The following is an 18414-nucleotide window of genomic DNA, read 5'->3' as shown; positions in this document are numbered from 1 at the left end:
CTATACCGATTAACTAGATAATTATGATTAAAAAGACCACGCTTTTAGTAGTATTAATTTTTACTTTTTTTGCAAGTAATTCATTCTCTCAAAATTTTTGGAATAGCACAGCACAAAAAGCCGGCTCTTTTCAAAAGAACGAAATTCTTGCTAGAGACAACAACCCTGATAAATACGCTTTAGCATCTTTAAACTTAAGTGGCTTTACAAATCATTTGGCTAGTTTAAAATCAAAAAATAGTAAAAACATAATTACACTTCCTAATTCTAAAGGAGAGTTAAAAAGATTTTCTATTGTAGAAACATCATATTTAGCGCCTAGATTAGCCGCAAAATTCCCGATGATTAAATCATATTCTGCTCAAGGAATTGATGATCCTACTGCAGTAGCTAAAATTAGTATTGGTACCAATGGTTTTCATGCGTTAATTCATTCAGGAAAAGAAAGTACCATATATATCGATCCGTTTACGAAAGACAAAAAACAATATCTTGTTTATAAGCGAGAAGATTTAACTGCTACTAAAAATGATTTTTCATGTGAAATTAAAACATCCGCTAATAAAATAGTAGCATCAACAAACTTAAAAAGAAATGCCAACGATGGTAAATTAAGAACTTTTAGAATTGCTATTGCTTCTACTGGTGAATATTCTCAGTTTCATATTAATAGAGAAGGTGTTCCAAACACAGCAACTGATGCTGTAAAAAAAGCAACCGTTTTATCAGCAATGAACACAACTATAACTAGAGTAAACGCAGTTTATGAAAAAGATTTAGCTGTTAGAATGGTTATAGTAAACGACAACGATAAATTAATATTTTTAGATGCTGCTACTGATGATTTAAGTAATAATGACGCAGATAGTTTAATTGATGAGAGTCAACTAAAGTGTGACAATATAATTGGTGATGCTAATTACGATATTGGCCATACATTTAGTACTGGTGGTGGTGGATTAGCCTCATTAAGATCTGTTTGTGCTCCTGGCCTTAAAGCTAGTGGTATTACCGGAAGCGGTCAACCAATTAATGACCCCTTTGATATTGATTATGTAGCACATGAATTAGGGCATCAATTTGGAGCTACACATACATTTAACGGAACAGCAGGTAATTGCGGTGGTAACATTGGTGCTACCTCTGTAGAACCAGGAAGTGGTACAACTATTATGGCCTATGCAGGTATTTGTTCTCCGCAAAATGTACAAAACAGAAGTGATGATTATTTTCACGCCGTAAGTATTGCACAAATGTGGGCACATGTTCAAAATACAGGTAATTGTGCTACTCAAACAGATACCAATAATGATGCTCCTGTTGCAAATGCTGGTGCAAACTTTAATATTCCAAAATCTACTCCTTTTATATTAAAAGCAACAGCTACCGATGCTCAGGGACTTGCTAGTTTAACATACAATTGGGAACAAATAGACACAGAATCTGCTAGTATCCCTTTAGAATCGACAAGTACAGCAGGACCTGCGTTTAGATCTTTACCTTCAAGTACTTCTCCTAACAGATATTTACCTACATTAACAAATGTTGTAAGTGGAGGTTCAGATGAATGGATTGTTTTGCCTTCTGTTGCTAGAGAATTAAATTTTGCACTTACCGTTAGAGACAATAACGCTGGTGGTGGTAGTTCTGATAGAGATGATATGACAGTTACTGTTACAGATGCTGAAGCTTTTACAGTTACTGCTCCTAACACTAGCGTGACTTGGGGTATTGGCTCTTCGCAAACAATAACCTGGAATAAAGGAACGTCAGATCAAGCTCCTATAAATTGTAGTAATGTTAACATTAGACTTTCTATCGATGGCGGAGTTACTTTTCCTATATTATTAAAAGAAAATATAATTAATGATGGTACTGAAGATATTACCATCCCAAATAACCCTACAACTACTGCCCGTATACTGGTAGAAGCTGCTGATAATATTTTTTATAACGTAAACGCAACAAACTTTACAATTAATGATGCAGGACCTACATTTTTAGTATCAAATGAAACCAATCAACAAACGGTTTGTAATACAGGAGGTAACACTGTTGAGTATACTTTAAACTTTCAATTTATTAATGGTTTTTCTGAAACGGCTACTTTATCTGCTTCGAATTTACCTACAGGTGCTAATGTTGTTTTTTCTCCTACTACTATTGATGCTAATGGGAATGTTGTTATGACCATAAGCAACTTAGACGGAACAGCTCAACAAGATTATACAGTTGTTGTAAATGCTGAATCTCCTTCTGTTTCTCAAACTGTAAATGCTGCGTTAAAGATAATTGGAACAGATTTTTCAACTATATCTTTAACAAGACCTACAAATACTGCTACAGACATAAGTGTGAGCCCTAGTTTTGAATGGGTAGCCGATGCAAATGCTACTTCTTATAATATTGAGGTTGCTACAGATGCTGGTTTTACAGCAACGGCAATTAACGAAACAGTAACAACTAACACCTATATTCCTTCTACTCCTTTAAGCGGTATTACAAAATACTTTTGGCGAGTAAAACCTATAAATGAATGTGGTGAAGGTGCTAACTCAACTACAAGTGAATTCACAACAGAAATACCTTCTTATTGTACTTCTACATTTACGGATGAAGCTGGCGGATCAGAACATATAACAAATGTAACTTTTAATAGTATTAATAATAATTCTGGGAATGATACTGTAGATGGATATGAAGATTTTACTTCTATCTCTACAGCTATTAAAAGAACCCAAAGTCATCAAGTTAATGTAACCTTTAACACTGCTGGTTACCAAGATCATTGTTATGTTTTTATCGATTGGAACCAAGATTATAAATTCGACAATACAACAGAAAGATATGACTTAGGTAACAAATTAGAAGATGTTGCAACTGCTGCGTTAAACATAAGAGTTCCTGATGATGCTGTGCTAGGAGAAACTCGAATGAGAGTTATTATTGAGTATTTCCAAGATGGAGCTCCTAATGGTGAAGGTGCTTGTGATGCTGATCATACAAGTGAATGGGGAGAAACTGAAGATTATACGATTATAGTTGAAGAAGAACCGCAACCAGATTTTACCTTAACCAATACAACCGGTAATTTATCTATTTGTAATCAAGCTGTAGAAGAACAAGTTTTTACTATTGATTATAAAACATTGTTTGGTTTCAACGAAAATGTTAGTTTTTCTGTTACTGGAATTCCAACAAGTGCTACAAGCTCGTTTAGTCCGACATCTGTAAATACTAGTGGCTCTATAGATTTAACGCTTTCTAATTTAAACAATGCAACTATTGGTGATTATACCATGACGGTAACAGCAACATCAGCTTCTGTTACAAAATCTATCGATATTCTTTTTAATGTAAATGATACTATTTGTAAATCCGAAGGAAATACAATCTCTTTAATCGGTACAACTCTTGTTAATTTTGGAACGATAAATAACAGTTCTGCAAAAACAGCTGGGTATTCTGATTTTAAATCAATAGCTACAGAAGTAATAATAGGAAACAGCTATAATTTAACTGTTAATGCAAATTCTGACGGTAATAACACTACAAAAACGTTTGCTTGGATAGATTGGAACCAAAACTGTTTATTTGATACTGGTGAACAATATGATTTAGGAAATGTAACTAACGCCAATACAGCAACTAGTAATAGTGGCCTGGCAATTGCTATTCCTGAAGATGCTTTGCCAGGTACTACAACCTTAAGAGTTACTACAAAGCCGGCAAACGATAGGGATCCTAGCACTTGCGAATTAGGTTTTAATGGTGAAGTTGAAGATTACACAATTACAATTACACCAGATTTTACCATAGAGAACACAACAGGTGGTGGTTCTGTTTGTAATAAAGCAACCAATGAATTTATTTACACAATAGATTATAAAACTTTTAATAATTTTAATGAAACGGTAACTTTTACAACCTCTGATCTTCCTGCAAATGCAAGTGTAACATTTAGTACTGCAACTGTTAACGCGAACAATAGCGTTACAGTTACTATTACCAACTTAAATAATGTTGAAAAAGGAGATTACATCTTTAAATTAACAGGAACTTCATCAATAACTAAATCGATTGACATTGTATTAAACGTTAATGATGATCTTTGTAAATCATCTGGTAATATAACTTCTCAAATAAGCATTACCAATGTTACTTTTGGTGAAATTGATAATACCTCAACAAAAACAAGTGGATATTCTGATTTTAAATCAATAGCTACAGGTGTTGTAAGAGGAGAAAGTTATGATATAAACACAACTATTAATTCAGATGGAAATAGTAATGTAAAAACATATGCTTGGATCGATTGGAACCAAAACTGTTTATTTGATGCTGATGAAGCTTACGACATAACATCTAACAGAGAAGCAATATCAGTTCCTGACGATGCCTTAATTGGTACAACTACCTTAAGAGTTTCTACAAAATTAAATGAATTTGCAAGATCTTGTGAATTAGATTTTAACGGTGAGGTTGAAGATTATACGATAAATGTTGAAGAAAGTTTTGCTACAGATAAAAGTTTATTTACCGATTTAAACTTATATCCTATACCTTCTGAAGGAACAATTACTGTCGATTTTAAAGTAAAATCTAAAGATTTAACCGTTGTTAGATTATTCGATTTCGCAGGTAATTTATTAGACACTCAAAGTTTCTCTACTATTTCAAGTAAATTCAATGAAGAAATTCAATTTCCTAAAGTAAGTAGTGGTTTGTATTTACTACAAGTTCAAAATGATGGAAAGCTTACAACAAGAAAAATAATAATTAAGTAATTATTACTACAAATAAAAAAAGCGAGCTTAATAGCTCGCTTTTTCTTTTTAATAAAATGGATTACTATAAATTATACTTTATGGTAAACATCGCTATTCTTGGTTGAATTACATAAGTAGAGTTACTTACAAAAATATCGTTACTACTGTTTTGATTTAATCCGGCTGAGTCTAATAAATTGGTAGCACTTAGCTTGTATTCCCAATTACTATCTTTTTTCTGATAGGTTAAATCAGCTCTTAAAAATCCGTATTCATCAATAGTTCTTCCTTCATTAATTACTTTATTAAAAGTATATTTAGATGTAAAGATAAATTCTTTTAAAAAGAAGATATCTAAGTTCGCATAAGGACTGTGGGTGGTAAACGAATTTTTAATTCCTCCAATATCAGAGTTATTTATTGATACGTTATAACCTACATCAAAATTTGGTGCATTTTTAAAGTTTGTACTAAACCTTGATGTGTATGATTGTGTAAATGTTTTTGTTAACCGGTTTGTAGCTACACTTGTTTGACGGTTGGTAATTAAACTGTTCGACTTAGCATGTGATACATTACCTCCTAAACGTACTTTAAACTTTCTAAAACTTTTTTGAAAATTTGCTCTTGCCGAAATTGTTTCATCAGGAAAAGCAGAATTAACAGATGTTCTAACACTATTTACATCAATAAACTGTGTGTTACTTTTTATTACATCTATACGTTTGCTGTAATTTACAGAACCAAAAATATTGGTGTAATTAAACATATTAAAACTAAAATAATTCAAACTTACATTGTGATATAAAGAATTTTCTAGCTCTCTATTTCCAGAATACAAACTATTGTAATTATTAAATACATAACCTTCTGCTAACTGATTTACATCTGTAAAGCTTGTTTGCATATTATATCTTAATCGTAATGTTTCAGATTTTTTTAAGCTAATTTTGATCGAAGCATCAGGTAAAATTTTTGTAAAACTATTTTTCACTTCAGAACCTAACTGCGTATTTTTAGAAGTGTAATTATGCGCTGTAAAACCTTGATCAAAAGTAAAAACACCTATTATAAATTTATAATGTAAACCTGCGTATATATCACTAAATGTAAAATCTACATCATTTTGACTAGTAATTTGACTAATCGTATTTTTATTACCTCCTAAAATTTCGAAAATATCTGAATTAAATTGCTGGTTACTTTGTGTGGTACCTAAGGTAATATTTAAATTACTTTTAGGATTTATAACATAGAAGTAATCTAATTTAGCATCAAATTTATTAGTTTTTATTCTTTTATTCTGACCTAAATTAAACGGATTTGCATTTACATCTGCGCCTATTAAATTAGCAAAAGATAATTTTTCTAATTCTGCATTGTAAAAAGGATCTTCATCTTGCCATAAATGTAGCGCTTCAAAAGCAAAAATATTTTTTTCATTTAAAGTATAATAATATTTTAAATTTTGATTGATAGAAAACGGACTCTGTTCTGAAATTTGATTAATCGGCACTATTTCATCATCTGCATTTAAATAAGTTCTAGATGATAAAGTGTTTTGTAATTGTTTTTGCTTAGAAATTTTAGCAAAAATATCATAATCGAATTGATTATCGCTGTTAGGCTTATAGCTCGAGCTAATTTTAAACAATCCTAAATCACTTGTTTGATTAGTGGTGTTTTCTGTTTGTTCGGTATCAATATACTTAATGGATGACGGATCGTTTTCGTTATAAGCTGGCACATTATTTCTATCTACTCCTGCATTAGAATACACACGACTTGTTGCTTCTTCCATATCAGTTTCATTACCTGAATAAATTGCAAATCCGCTTAAATCCCAAGTTTTCTTTGGTGAATAGCTAAAGTTCACTGCACCAAATTTAGATTCAATTTCTTTTGCTCTATTATTTTTCATGGTTAAAAACGAAATATCACTAGAACCTACATTAAAATTTGTCCCGTTATTTTCGCTTAAACCTCTAAAACCACCAGTAAACTTAAAATAATCTCTCATCGTAAATGGCACTTCTCCTATGTCATTTACATCAGTTATAATATTTACACTGTATTTTGGATTGTAATAAAATAATTTAGGTGTTGCAATGTATCTGTTATCGGTCATTCCTACTCCTAAACCGGCTGTTACTTCTCCAAACCAAAAGTTTTTCTTACCTTCTTTTAATTTAATATTGATAACGATATTATCTTCATTATCGGTTACACTGCGCATTTGCCCAACTTCACTGTGATTTTTTAAAACCTCAATTTTATCAATCGCATCTGCAGGAATATTTTTAGTTGCTATTTTTGTATCACCATCAAAAAAATCTTTTCCTTCAACCATAATTTTCTTAACAGCTTTACCTTCTACCTCAATTTCACCGTCTTCATTTACTTCAACCCCAGGAAGATTTTCTAAAACATCTCCCAGCTTTTTTTCTGTTCCGTTTTTAAAACTGTCAGCATTATAAACAATCGTATCTCCTTTAATTGTAACGGGCATTTTATAGGTAACATTTACTTCATCTAAACTATCATCTATACCTAAACTGATATCTTTAACAACATCAACGTCTTCAGTTTTCACAAGTACATCAGCTGTTTTAAAACCAATGTAGCTTACTTTTATACTATAACTTGTGTTTTTTTTAAGGTTTAATTTATAGTTTCCATTGGCATCAGTAAAACCATAAGAATCTAATTTTTTAGTAACCGTATTAATCGCAATTGCATTTGCCATTTCTAAAGGGCTACCAATGCTGTCTTTAACAACTCCTTTAAGTGTTATTTGGGCATTAGTTATCCATGTAGTCAATAAAATGACTATTAGTAATATTTTTTTCATGTGTATATTATTTTGTTTTTTAGAATCGACCTCCTCTTCCGCCGCTTCTTCCACTTCTAAAACGATCTCTCATTTCTTCCATCTTCTCTTTCATCATCTTAGTATATTCTACTCTAGTAACTTGCTTTCCTTTTTCGGGTTTTTCAATTTCTATTTTTTCAGACGGATTCATTGTTATTTCTGAGCATAGAATAGTTGTTCTTCCCTCATTAATTTCTAAAATTAAACCAGGTAAACCCCAATAATTTCCAGGTCCGTTACTAACAGGTATTTGTGGTGTATACCAAGCAGTAACTAGTGTTTGTTTTGGTGATTCTTTTTCAACATTTGTAGAATTTTTTTTAGCTTCGTCTCTTCTAGGTCTTCTCATACTTGTCCAATCAAGCGCATCATTTTCTTTAACTAAAGTTGCTTTATAACAGGTGTAATTACCTATTTGTCTCGTTTCACTTCCTAATTCCCAGTTTGGTTTTTCGGCAGCTTCAGAAATTAAAAACTTTTTACCAAAAAACTCTGTTGATTCTAACAAAGCTCCTTCTTTTATGTTTTTATACTTTGTTCCTCCACCTGAAAAACCACCGAATCTAGAACCTCTTCCGCCAGTTGTTGGCGCAGCTAATTTTTCCTCTTCTTTGTAAATTGATTCTTCTCTTGTAAAACTTAAAACGAATGTTTTTTCCAACATACTTTTCATACGTTGCATAATTTGTTTTTTTCGTTCTTCAGACATTTGTCTTCCTCCAAAATCACTATTCATTGTTGTTTTGGATTGATACACTGCCTTACCCTGAAAATTAGCCTGTGAAAAAATTGTAATCGATATACACAGAAAAAAGATGGTTGTAAATTGTTTCATTTTTGCTTTTTTTATAACACATAATTGTAATTATGTGTTAGACTCAACAAAACTAAAAAGGTTTAATACTATCCTTGTATTTGAATGCTAAATGAATTTCCATCTTTACTTTTACGTTTACTTTTAAAACGTTCCATCATTTCTTTTGAGTGCTTATCCATTATTATATCAAACTTTTCTTGTGTTACTTTTTTTCCTTTTGATGGCTCTTTAATCAGAACTTTATCCGACGGATTCATCACAATTTCGGTACAAACTATCGTTTGCTTTCCATCTTGAATTTCTAAAATCAATCCTGGTAATCCCCAAAATTTCCCAGGACCATTACTTACTGGTACTTGTGGTGTGTACCAAGCAACTGTTTCTATAGTTACTTTTTCCTCGTTCTTTTCTCTTTCTCCGTCTGTCATAGAAAAAGAAGTTCTCGTTTCTTCTCTTTTCCTTGTTGCTTTATAACAAGTATAATTACCAATGTTTTTGGTTTCGCTTGTCATTTTCCAATCAAGTTCACTTAACTTGTCTTTAATAAGAAATCGCTTTCCACTAATTTCAGTTTTATTTACAAATCGTTTATCAGCAACATTTTTATACAAAACATCGGTTCCTCCACCATTTCCCATAATTTGAATGCTTACTCCGTTTTGAGCTTGTGGAGTAGATAATTCTTCATTTTGTTTATAAGTAGATTCTGATTTCGTAAAATTTAACGTATAAGTTTTCTGAAATTGCTTTAACAATTGTGCTTGTAATTGTTTTTGAAGATCTGAATTGCCTCCTTTTTTATCATTCATTTTAAAATCTACCTTTCTACTTGTTTTATAAGTAGCTTTTCCTTGAAACTCTTGTGCATAAATTGAGATACTTAAAAACAGTGTTATTATTGCTATTGCTTTTTTCATTTTTTATAAATTTTCTATTATTTTAATTGGTTCATTTAATTCTACACTACAAATATGAACAGATCAGCGTTTACTTTAAGTTAACCAATGTTAACGAGTGTTAAGCCGTTATTGTAATTACAGCTAACTACTTATCTTTGAAACATGGAAAACAAAAAAAATCGTTGGATTTTATATTTTATCATTACAACTATACTCACAACAATTGGGGTACAGTTGTATTGGAACTATAAAAATTATGAACAAAAAAAGCAACGTGTTTTAAATGAAATTCAACTAAGTTTAGACAATTCAATTGAAGCTTATTACGTAAACCTCTCTAAAAAGAATCATTTTGCAATTATAGAACCTGAAAAACTCACAGCGTCTGACAAATTAAAGAAAGATGAAATTTGGAAAAATATCTTTAAAACATCAGGAATAAAAAAAAGAAAAAACCCACGTCATTTAAAAGATAGCCTTTCTTATAAAATAACTTCTATTCAAATAAATAGTGATGATGAAGATTTTAAAAAAATGGATACTAATTTTATGAAATCTGTCTTTCATAAAGATGAAATAAACTTTCCAACAATAGAAGATAGTACCAATAAAATTTCTACAAATGTTTTTTTACATGCTGATAAAGAAATAAAAACTATAAAACATAAAAACGCAGAAAATATTCAAGTTTTTTTAGGTAAAAAAGCCACCGATAGCTTAAAATTGATAAAAGGGTTGCAAACTATTTTTATAGCGATACAAAACGACACTATAAATTATAAGAGTATTGATTCTATCTTATCAAAAGAACTTATTAATAAAGGAATAAACACTAAATATTACTTTAATCACTTAAAAAAAGACACTCTTTTTTACAGCAACAAAACCAACGATACAAAATCGTTCCTTAAAACTCAAGCAAAATCCACCTATTTAAAAGCTGATGAAAAATTTAATCTCTATTATAAAAACCCAACCTACGAGGCTTTAAAAAGAAGCTCTACAGGTATCATTTTGTCCTTACTATTATCGCTTGCCGTAATTTCTAGTTTATTTTATTTGTTAAACGTTATCAATCAACAAAAAGAGTTGGCAGAAATTAAAAACGATTTAATAAGTAACATTACACACGAATTTAAAACACCTATTACTACAATTTCTACAGCTATTGAAGCTATTGATAATTTTAATATGCTTAACGATAAAGAGAAAACTAAAAAATATCTTTCTATTTCTTCGATGCAACTTAAAAAACTGCATCAAATGGTAGAGAAACTATTAGAAACCGCCACTTTAGATAGTGAGAACTTAATGTTGCAAAAGGAACCGATAAATATTATTGATTTAGTTGAGAAAATATCTCAAAAACATCAGCAAATATTGATTGATAAAAACATTTATTTCTCAACAAATACTGCCACATTAATTACAAAATTAGATGCTTTTCATTTTGAAAATGCTGTTTCTAATCTTATCGACAACGCCATAAAATATGGCGGAGATACGATACAAATAAAGATAGTGTTTGTATTAAATAATATCGAAATTTCGGTTACTGACAAAGGAAAAGGGATTGAGAAAAATCAACAAGAAAAAATATTTGAAAAATTTTATCGCATTCCTAAAGGAAATACGCACGACGTAAAAGGTTTTGGAATTGGCTTGTATTATTCTAAAAAAATCATAGAAAAACACAACGGTTTCCTTTCTTTAACTTCAAACACAAAAGAAACTACTTTTAAAATTACGTTGCCAGATGAGTAAAAAAATAAAATTATTATTAGCAGAAGACGAACCTAGTTTAGGGCAAATTATAAAAGAAAGTTTAGAAACGAGAGATTTTGATGTTTTTCATGCCCAAGATGGTGAAGAAGCTCTTAGTTTTTATAAAAAAGAGCAACCAGATGTGTTGGTTTTAGATGTTATGATGCCTAAAAAAGATGGTTTTACTTTAGCTAAAGAAATCCGTTTAGAAAATAAACATATTCCTATTATTTTTTTAACAGCTAAATCGCAAACGAAAGATGTTTTAGAAGGTTTTGAACATGGCGGCAACGATTATTTAAAAAAACCTTTCTCTATGGAAGAACTTATTGTTCGCGTGCATTCTTTATTAAACAGAGCATCATTAAAAACAACTTCTGATAAATTAATAATTGGTAACTTTATTTTTAATCACAGCAAACAAACTTTGTTTTTTAATTCAGAACCCGAATTACTAACGCATCGAGAATCTGAATTGCTATTTCATCTTTATCAAAAGAAAAACGAAATATTAGATCGTTCTTTTATATTGAAAAAACTATGGGGCAACGACGATTTTTTTAACGCACGCAGTATGGATGTATTTATATCTAAATTACGTAAGAAATTAAAACACGACGAAAATATTCAAATTGTAAATGTACGAGGCTACGGATATAAATTGATGTGCTAAAACCTTTTGAAATCCCTTTTTTTATGTAATTTTACCATCTTGAAATATCTAAAAATATGCATGTAGCAATTGCCGGAAATATAGGCGCAGGTAAAACAACATTAACACAATTACTCGCAAAACATTATAATTGGGATCCTCATTTCGAATCGGTAGATGAAAATCCTTATTTAGATGATTTTTATGGTGAAATGGAACGTTGGTCTTTTAATCTGCAAGTTTTCTTTTTAAACAGCCGTTTTCGTCAAGTTTTAGAATTAAGGCAATCTGGTAAAAAAATTATTCAAGATAGAACCATTTACGAAGATGCTCACATTTTTGCACCCAACTTACATGCGATGGGTTTAATGACTAATCGTGATTATAGCAACTATTCTTCATTATTCGAATTAATGGAAAATTTGGTAACTCCGCCAGATTTATTAATTTATTTACGTGCTGACATATCTACACTTGTTGGACAAATTCACAAACGAGGTAGAGAGTACGAAAACTCAATTAGTATCGATTATTTAAGCCGACTAAACGAGCGCTATGAAGCTTGGGCAAGTAAATACACCAAGGGAAAAATATTAATTATTGATGTTGATAATTTAGATTTCGTTAAAAACCAGGAAGATTTGGGTTCTATTATTGATAGAATTGATGCTCAAATTAACGGATTATTCTAAACCTCTTTTAAACTCGCTTAATAAAATAGCAGTTGCAGTAGCAACATTTAAACTTTCTGTTTGCTGAATTTCGCCAAACCTAGGAATAGTTAATTTGTGCTTTACAATTGCCGATATTTCTGCTGAAATTCCGTTTGCTTCATTTCCCATTACTAAAATAGCTTTATCTGGCAATAATGCTTTGTACACGTTACTTCCATCCATATCTGCTGTATAAATTGGTAATTGAGTGCTAGATAAAAATTCTGGCAAATCAACATAAGAAACATTCACTCTCGTTAAAGAACCCATGGTAGATTGCACTACTTTCTGATTGTAACTATCAACAGTGTTTTTAGAACACACAAGTTCTGAAACTCCAAACCAATCACATAAACGAATAATGGTTCCTAAATTACCAGGATCATTCACTTCATCTAAAGCAACTATTAAACCTGTTTCATTAGTTTCTTTATCTTCTGGTATTTTAAACAATCCTAAAACCTTATTCGGATTTTTTAAAGTACTGATTTTTTTTAATTCATTCTCCGATATAACAGTACGCGGTATTTCATTCGAAACAATAAAAGATTCATCTACCGTAAAAACATGCGATGCTTCTAAAGAAGAATTTAATAATTCTTTTACAACCTTTATTCCCTCCGCTACAAATAATTTATGCTTTTGGCGATACTTTTTTTGCTGTAAACTTGTTATTAACTTCAGGTTGCTTTTAGATAAACTCATTAAATCTTTTTTAACACATTATAACCACTAAAAATTAGTATTTTTGATTTTTAAAATACGAGGCGTAAAGTTAATGAAAAAACTTTCTTTCTTCTTTTTATTAGTAGTCTTATTCAGTTCGTGTAACACGATAAAGTATGTAAAAGAAAATGAGTTATTACTAACAAAAAACACTATTTATGTTGATAGTGTTAAAAACTCAAGCGAAAACATTACTGAATTACTTATACAACAACCTAACGCGAAAGCTTTGGGCATCCCCTTATCTCTATATTTTTATAATTTAGGAAACCCAGAAGGCCCACAAACTCCTTCGCAATGGGGTAAACAAAAACCAAAAACATATTCCTTTTTAAAAAGCGCTTTTTCTGAAAAGCAAAGTATCTCTGTTGCTAAAAGCTTTATTGGTTTTAATAACTGGTTTTTAAATAGTGGTGAAGCTCCTGTTGTTATTGATGACAAGAAAACAAGAAAAACAATAACCAATTTAAATGCTTATTTTCAAACCGAAGGTTATTTTCGATCACGTGTTTCTTCTCAAAAAGATTCTGTAAGTAGTAAAAAGGGAGCTATATCTTACAATGTATCAAAAGGTAAACCTTCTTTTTTAGACACAATTAGCACAAAAATATCATCTCCAGTTCTTGATGTTATATATAAAGATTTAAAAGAAAAAAGTTTTCTTAAATCGGGCGATCAATACAAGGATGCTAATTTTATTAAAGAAGCCAATCGGTTAGTTAATTTATTTCGAAATAAGGGAGTGTATCATTTTAATGAGAATTACATTTCTTTTGAAATAGATACATTAAAAAACTACCAAAAGGCAGGTGTAAACATTAATATTTCTGATAGAGTTGTTCCGTTTAAAATTCAAAAAATAAAAAAAATAAACGTTTATACCGACTATACTTACAATAAAAGAAACGCCGTTCATAAAGATTCTGTTTTCTATGAAGGTATTAATTTTTATGCGCATAAAAAATTAAAATACAACCCTAAATTCTTATCACAATCTTTATTTATTAGACCTAACACTGTTTATGATGACGTATCTAGAAATTTAACACGTACACATTTAAGAGGTTTAAAGAATTTTAAAGCTACTTCTATTCGTTATAATGAATTAAACGATCACGAATTAGAAGCAGATGTGTTTTTAACTCCAATTGAAAAATACACTTTAGGTTTAGATACAGAATTGTCTCGATCTAATATTAGAAATTTTGATATTTCTTTAAAGTTTTCAATTACAAACAGAAACACTTTTAAAGGCGCTGAAGTTTTTAAACTATCAACTTTCGGATCTTATTTTAATTCTAATAACGGGCCTGGTTGGGAAGTAGGTGCTGACCTTTCTTTAGAAGTACCTCGTTTTATGGCTCCTTTTGGATTACATAAATTTGTGCCTAAAAAAATGTTTCCTAGAACAAAGTTTTTTGTGGGGGGTGGTGTTCAAAAAAACATAGGGCTTGATAATCAAAATATCTCTGTGGGTATTGATTACAAGTGGAAATACAATAAACAGAAAACAATTCAGTTAGAATTTTTTAACACTCAATATATCCGAAATTTAAATGTTGATAATTATTTTAACATCTATGCTTCAGAATATTCAAAATTAAAAAATGTAGATAACGCAACAGCTGCATACACGTTACCTGCTAACAGACCTACTAATTCTGCTGCTATTCTTCAATTTATTAGAAACGTTGCCCAAGACAATTCTTTTGCTACTACAAATCCTACAGAATATCAAAACAACCTTAACATTTTTAATCGTTACAATATAATTACTTCTGATTTCTTAATTCCTGAAATAGCTTATAGTTATACGTACAACAATCAAGAAAATGCTAAAGATGCCAGTTTTTCTTTTCTAAAACTAAGAATTGCTAATTCTGGAAACGTTATGGGTTTATTATCAAACGAAACAAACAATAGAGGTCAAAGAACAGTTTCTAAACTTCCTATTGCTCAGTACTTTAAAACAGATATAGAATATAAAAAATATTGGAATCTTGGTAATAACACTGTTTTAGCACATCGTACTTTTTTAGGTGCAATTATAACATACGATAAATCTAACATTCCTTTCTCTCGTAGCTATTTCGCAGGAGGATCTAACGATATTAGAGCTTGGAGAACTTACGATTTAGGGCCAGGAACAAGAAAACCAGGATTAGAATATAATATTGGTAGTTTAAAGTTTTTATCGAGTTTTGAATATCGATTTAATGTGTTAGGTTCTTTAAAAGGAGCTTTATTTGTTGATGCAGGAAATATTTGGGACATTACTAATTCTCAATTCACTGAAGAAAGTACTAAGTTTAAAAATATAAAATCTATAGCCAACATGGCGGTTGGTTCTGGTTTCGGGCTTCGCTATGACTTTAAATTTTTAATAGCACGATTAGATTTAGGCTTTAAAGTGCACGAACCTTATTTAGATAATAATAGGTGGTTTAGAAACTTCGATTTCAATAGTTCTGTATTAAACATAGGAATTAATTACCCTTTTTAATTTTTATTATCAATTCACTTGCTGTTATTTCTTATTAATACGTTGAAAATTTCTTATTTTTGATGCGCTAAACACAACTAAAAACAAATAAAATGGCTCATACTATTAAGGCTGGTGTTGCTACCGGTAAAGAAGTTCAAGCAATATTTCAATTAGCTAAAGATAAAAAATTTGCATTACCTGCCGTAAACGTTGTAGGTTCTAACACCGTAAATACTGTTTTAGAAACTGCAAAAGAATTAAACTCACCAGTAATTATTCAGTTTTCTAATGGTGGAGCTCAATTTAACGCAGGTAAAGGTTTATCAAATGAAAATGAAAAAGCTGCTATTGCTGGGGCTGTTGCAGGAGCAAAACATGTGCACTTATTAGCTGAAGCCTACGGAATTCCGGTAATATTACATACAGATCATGCTGCTAAAAAATTATTACCTTGGATTGATGGTTTATTAGATGCAAGTGAGCAGTTTTATAAAGAAACAGGAAAATCTCTTTACAGTTCGCATATGATAGATTTATCTGAAGAACCTATTGAAGAAAATATTGAAATTTGTAAAAAATATCTAGCTCGTATGAGTAAAATAGGTATGACTTTAGAAATTGAATTAGGAATAACTGGTGGTGAAGAAGATGGCGTAGATAATTCTGATGTTGATGTTTCTAAATTATATACACAACCAGAAGAAGTTGCCTTTGCTTATGAAGAATTAATGAAAGTAAGCGATCAATTTACAATTGCGGCTGCTTTTGGTAATGTTCATGGAGTTTACAAACCGGGTAATGTAAAATTAACACCGAAAATTTTAAAGAACTCTCAAGAATATATTTCAAAAAAGTACGATGTTGCTCATAACACAATCGATTTTGTTTTTCATGGCGGATCAGGTTCTACCCTAGAAGAAATCAGAGAAGCAATTGGTTACGGAGTTATAAAAATGAATATTGATACCGATTTACAGTATGCTTTTACCGAAGGTGTGCGTGATTATGTTTTAAATAACAAAGAATACTTGGCTGCTCAAATTGGTAATCCTGACGGAGCAGACAAACCAAATAAAAAATATTACGACCCTCGTAAATGGCTAAGAGAAGGAGAGTTAACATTTAAGACGCGTCTTAAAAAAGCATTTGAAGATTTAAACAATGTAAATACTTTATAGTATTCATAACCTTTAAAAAACAAGCACTTAGAATGTTCTAAGTGCTTTTTTTTTATTTATCAAAAGTAAAGTTCACAAAAATCATTTACATTTGTCGTCAGCTCTTTTCTTAAAATATAAAGAGTCAACTAAAAACAAACAACAAAATATAAACTAAACTATGGCTTGGTTTAAACGTACAGACAAAGGGATTCAAACCCCAACCGAAGAAAAAAAAGACACACCTAAAGGTTTGTGGTATAAAACACCTAGTGGTAAAATAATAGGTACTGATGAATTAAAGAAAAACTTATATGTAAGTCCAGAAGATGGATACCATGTTCGTATTGGAAGTCATGAGTATTTCGAACTTTTTTTTGATGACAATAATTTTGTTGAGTTAAATGCAACTTTAACATCAAAAGATCCTTTAAAGTTTGAAGACACTAAAAAATATCCAGATCGCTTAAAAGCGGCACAAAAGAAAACTGGCTTAAAAGATGCTGTTCGTACAGCTGTTGGTAAATCTTACGGAAACAATATTGTTATTGCTTCTATGGATTTTGCTTTTATCGGTGGATCTATGGGAAGTGTTGTAGGAGAAAAAATAGCAAGAGCTATTGATTATGCTATTAAAAACGAACTTCCTTTTTTAATGATTTCAAAATCTGGAGGAGCACGTATGATGGAAGCATCACTATCTTTAATGCAATTGGTAAAAACATCAGCTAAATTGGCACAATTAGCAGATGCTAAAATTCCGTATATTTCATTATGTACCGATCCTACTACAGGAGGAACAACAGCTTCATTCGCAATGTTGGGAGATATTAATATTGCCGAACCTAATGCTTTAATTGCATTTGCGGGGCCACGTGTTGTAAAAGACACAACGGGTAAAGAATTACCTGAAGGTTTTCAACGATCGGAATTTGTCTTAGAACATGGTTTTTTAGACGGAATTTACGAACGTAAGAATCTAAAAAAACAAGTAAACTTATATATAGACTTGATTCAGAATCAGCCTATAAGAGCATAATAAAAAAGCTAGCTAATGCTAGCTTTTTTTTGTTTTTCATCCTGCTGAAAAACACTCATTTGTATACATTTCAAATAAAAAAATATTTGTACATTTGCAGCATCAATAAAAACATTATTGGTGTACATAAAAATCATTTAAATAATATTGGAATGTATTTAACAAAAGAAGTAAAAGAAGGATTATTCGAAAAGCACGGTAAAGGTAAAGCTGATACTGGTACTTCGGAAGGACAAATTGCATTGTTCACATTTAGAATCAACCATTTAACAGAGCACTTAAAAAGAAATCGTAAAGATTTTAACACAGAGCGTTCATTAGTAAAGATGGTAGGTAAGCGTAGAAGTTTACTAGATTACTTAAAGAAAACAGAAATCAACAGATATCGTGCGATTATCGTAGAATTAGGAATTAGAAAATAATTCTCACAAAAAAGAGGCTCTATAAACGTGCCTCTTTTTTATTTTAAAAAAAGTTCATTTCTATCTAACTAATAGAAATTTATATAAAAAACTCAAGAT

12 protein-coding genes are annotated in these 18414 nt (G+C 30.6%); 8 read left to right on the top strand and 4 right to left on the bottom strand.

What is annotated here, in order from left to right; all coding sequences use genetic code 11:
* Positions 1-23 precede the first annotated feature (23 nt).
* Complete coding sequence (locus AC28QF_RS04530) at positions 24-4787, top strand: GEVED domain-containing protein (protein ID WP_488200558.1); 4764 nt, start codon at positions 24-26, stop codon at positions 4785-4787.
* 64 nt (positions 4788-4851) lie between these two features.
* On the opposite strand, the gene AC28QF_RS04525 is transcribed toward AC28QF_RS04530, so the two are convergent.
* The 3 genes from AC28QF_RS04525 to AC28QF_RS04515 form a co-directional block, all read right to left on the bottom strand.
* Complete coding sequence (locus tag AC28QF_RS04525) at positions 4852-7620, bottom strand: TonB-dependent receptor (RefSeq protein ID WP_488200559.1); 2769 nt, start codon at positions 7618-7620, stop codon at positions 4852-4854.
* A 19-nt stretch (positions 7621-7639) separates the two neighbouring features.
* The gene (locus tag AC28QF_RS04520; protein ID WP_488200560.1) at positions 7640-8476 is read right to left on the bottom strand and encodes a GLPGLI family protein; all 837 of its coding nucleotides are present in this window, start codon (positions 8474-8476) and stop codon (positions 7640-7642) included.
* 68 nt (positions 8477-8544) lie between these two features.
* Positions 8545-9375 (bottom strand): GLPGLI family protein, encoded by an 831-nt coding sequence (locus AC28QF_RS04515; RefSeq protein ID WP_488200561.1) that lies wholly within the window; start codon positions 9373-9375, stop codon positions 8545-8547.
* A 144-nt stretch (positions 9376-9519) separates the two neighbouring features.
* Here AC28QF_RS04515 and AC28QF_RS04510 point away from each other — a divergent pair, with 144 nt between their 5' ends.
* From AC28QF_RS04510 to AC28QF_RS04500, 3 genes are read left to right on the top strand one after another with little or no spacing between them, the layout of a single operon-like run.
* On the top strand, positions 9520-11121 hold the full coding sequence (locus AC28QF_RS04510) for a sensor histidine kinase (RefSeq protein ID WP_488200562.1): 1602 nt from the start codon (positions 9520-9522) through the stop codon (positions 11119-11121).
* On the top strand, positions 11114-11794 hold the full coding sequence (locus AC28QF_RS04505) for a response regulator transcription factor (protein ID WP_488200563.1): 681 nt from the start codon (positions 11114-11116) through the stop codon (positions 11792-11794). Before AC28QF_RS04510 ends, AC28QF_RS04505 begins: the two co-directional genes overlap by 8 nt.
* A 56-nt stretch (positions 11795-11850) precedes the next feature.
* A complete protein-coding gene (locus AC28QF_RS04500) occupies positions 11851-12465 on the top strand; it encodes a deoxynucleoside kinase (RefSeq protein ID WP_488200564.1) in 615 nt (204 codons plus the stop codon).
* Here the strand turns inward: AC28QF_RS04500 and AC28QF_RS04495 are convergent.
* Positions 12457-13191 carry a TrmH family RNA methyltransferase gene (locus AC28QF_RS04495; RefSeq protein ID WP_488200565.1) on the bottom strand — a complete coding sequence of 245 codons (735 nt, stop codon included), beginning with the start codon at positions 13189-13191 and terminating at the stop codon, positions 12457-12459. The two genes, AC28QF_RS04500 and AC28QF_RS04495, sit on opposite strands and share 9 nt — an antisense overlap.
* Before the next feature lie 73 nt (positions 13192-13264).
* On the opposite strand from AC28QF_RS04495, the gene tamL reads away from it, so the two are divergent.
* The 4 genes from tamL (at position 13265) to rpsO (ending at position 18315) form a co-directional block, all read left to right on the top strand.
* Positions 13265-15715, top strand: coding sequence for a translocation and assembly module lipoprotein TamL (gene tamL, locus AC28QF_RS04490; protein ID WP_488200566.1), 2451 nt, complete (start codon positions 13265-13267; stop codon positions 15713-15715).
* 92 nt (positions 15716-15807) lie between these two features.
* Complete coding sequence (gene fbaA, locus AC28QF_RS04485; protein WP_488200567.1) at positions 15808-16875, top strand: class II fructose-bisphosphate aldolase; 1068 nt, start codon at positions 15808-15810, stop codon at positions 16873-16875.
* A gap of 160 nt (positions 16876-17035) precedes the next feature.
* Positions 17036-17893, top strand: a complete 858-nt coding sequence (gene accD, locus AC28QF_RS04480) for an acetyl-CoA carboxylase, carboxyltransferase subunit beta (RefSeq protein WP_488200568.1) — start codon at positions 17036-17038, stop codon at positions 17891-17893.
* Positions 17894-18045: 152 nt separating this feature from the next.
* A complete protein-coding gene (gene rpsO / locus AC28QF_RS04475; protein ID WP_218771429.1) occupies positions 18046-18315 on the top strand; it encodes a 30S ribosomal protein S15 in 270 nt (89 codons plus the stop codon).
* Positions 18316-18414 lie beyond the last annotated feature (99 nt).

This window comes from Tenacibaculum sp. M1.3A, from assembly GCF_057732375.1.
Note: the sequence above shows the minus strand (reverse complement) of the source record. Positions and strands in the feature narration are given on the sequence as shown.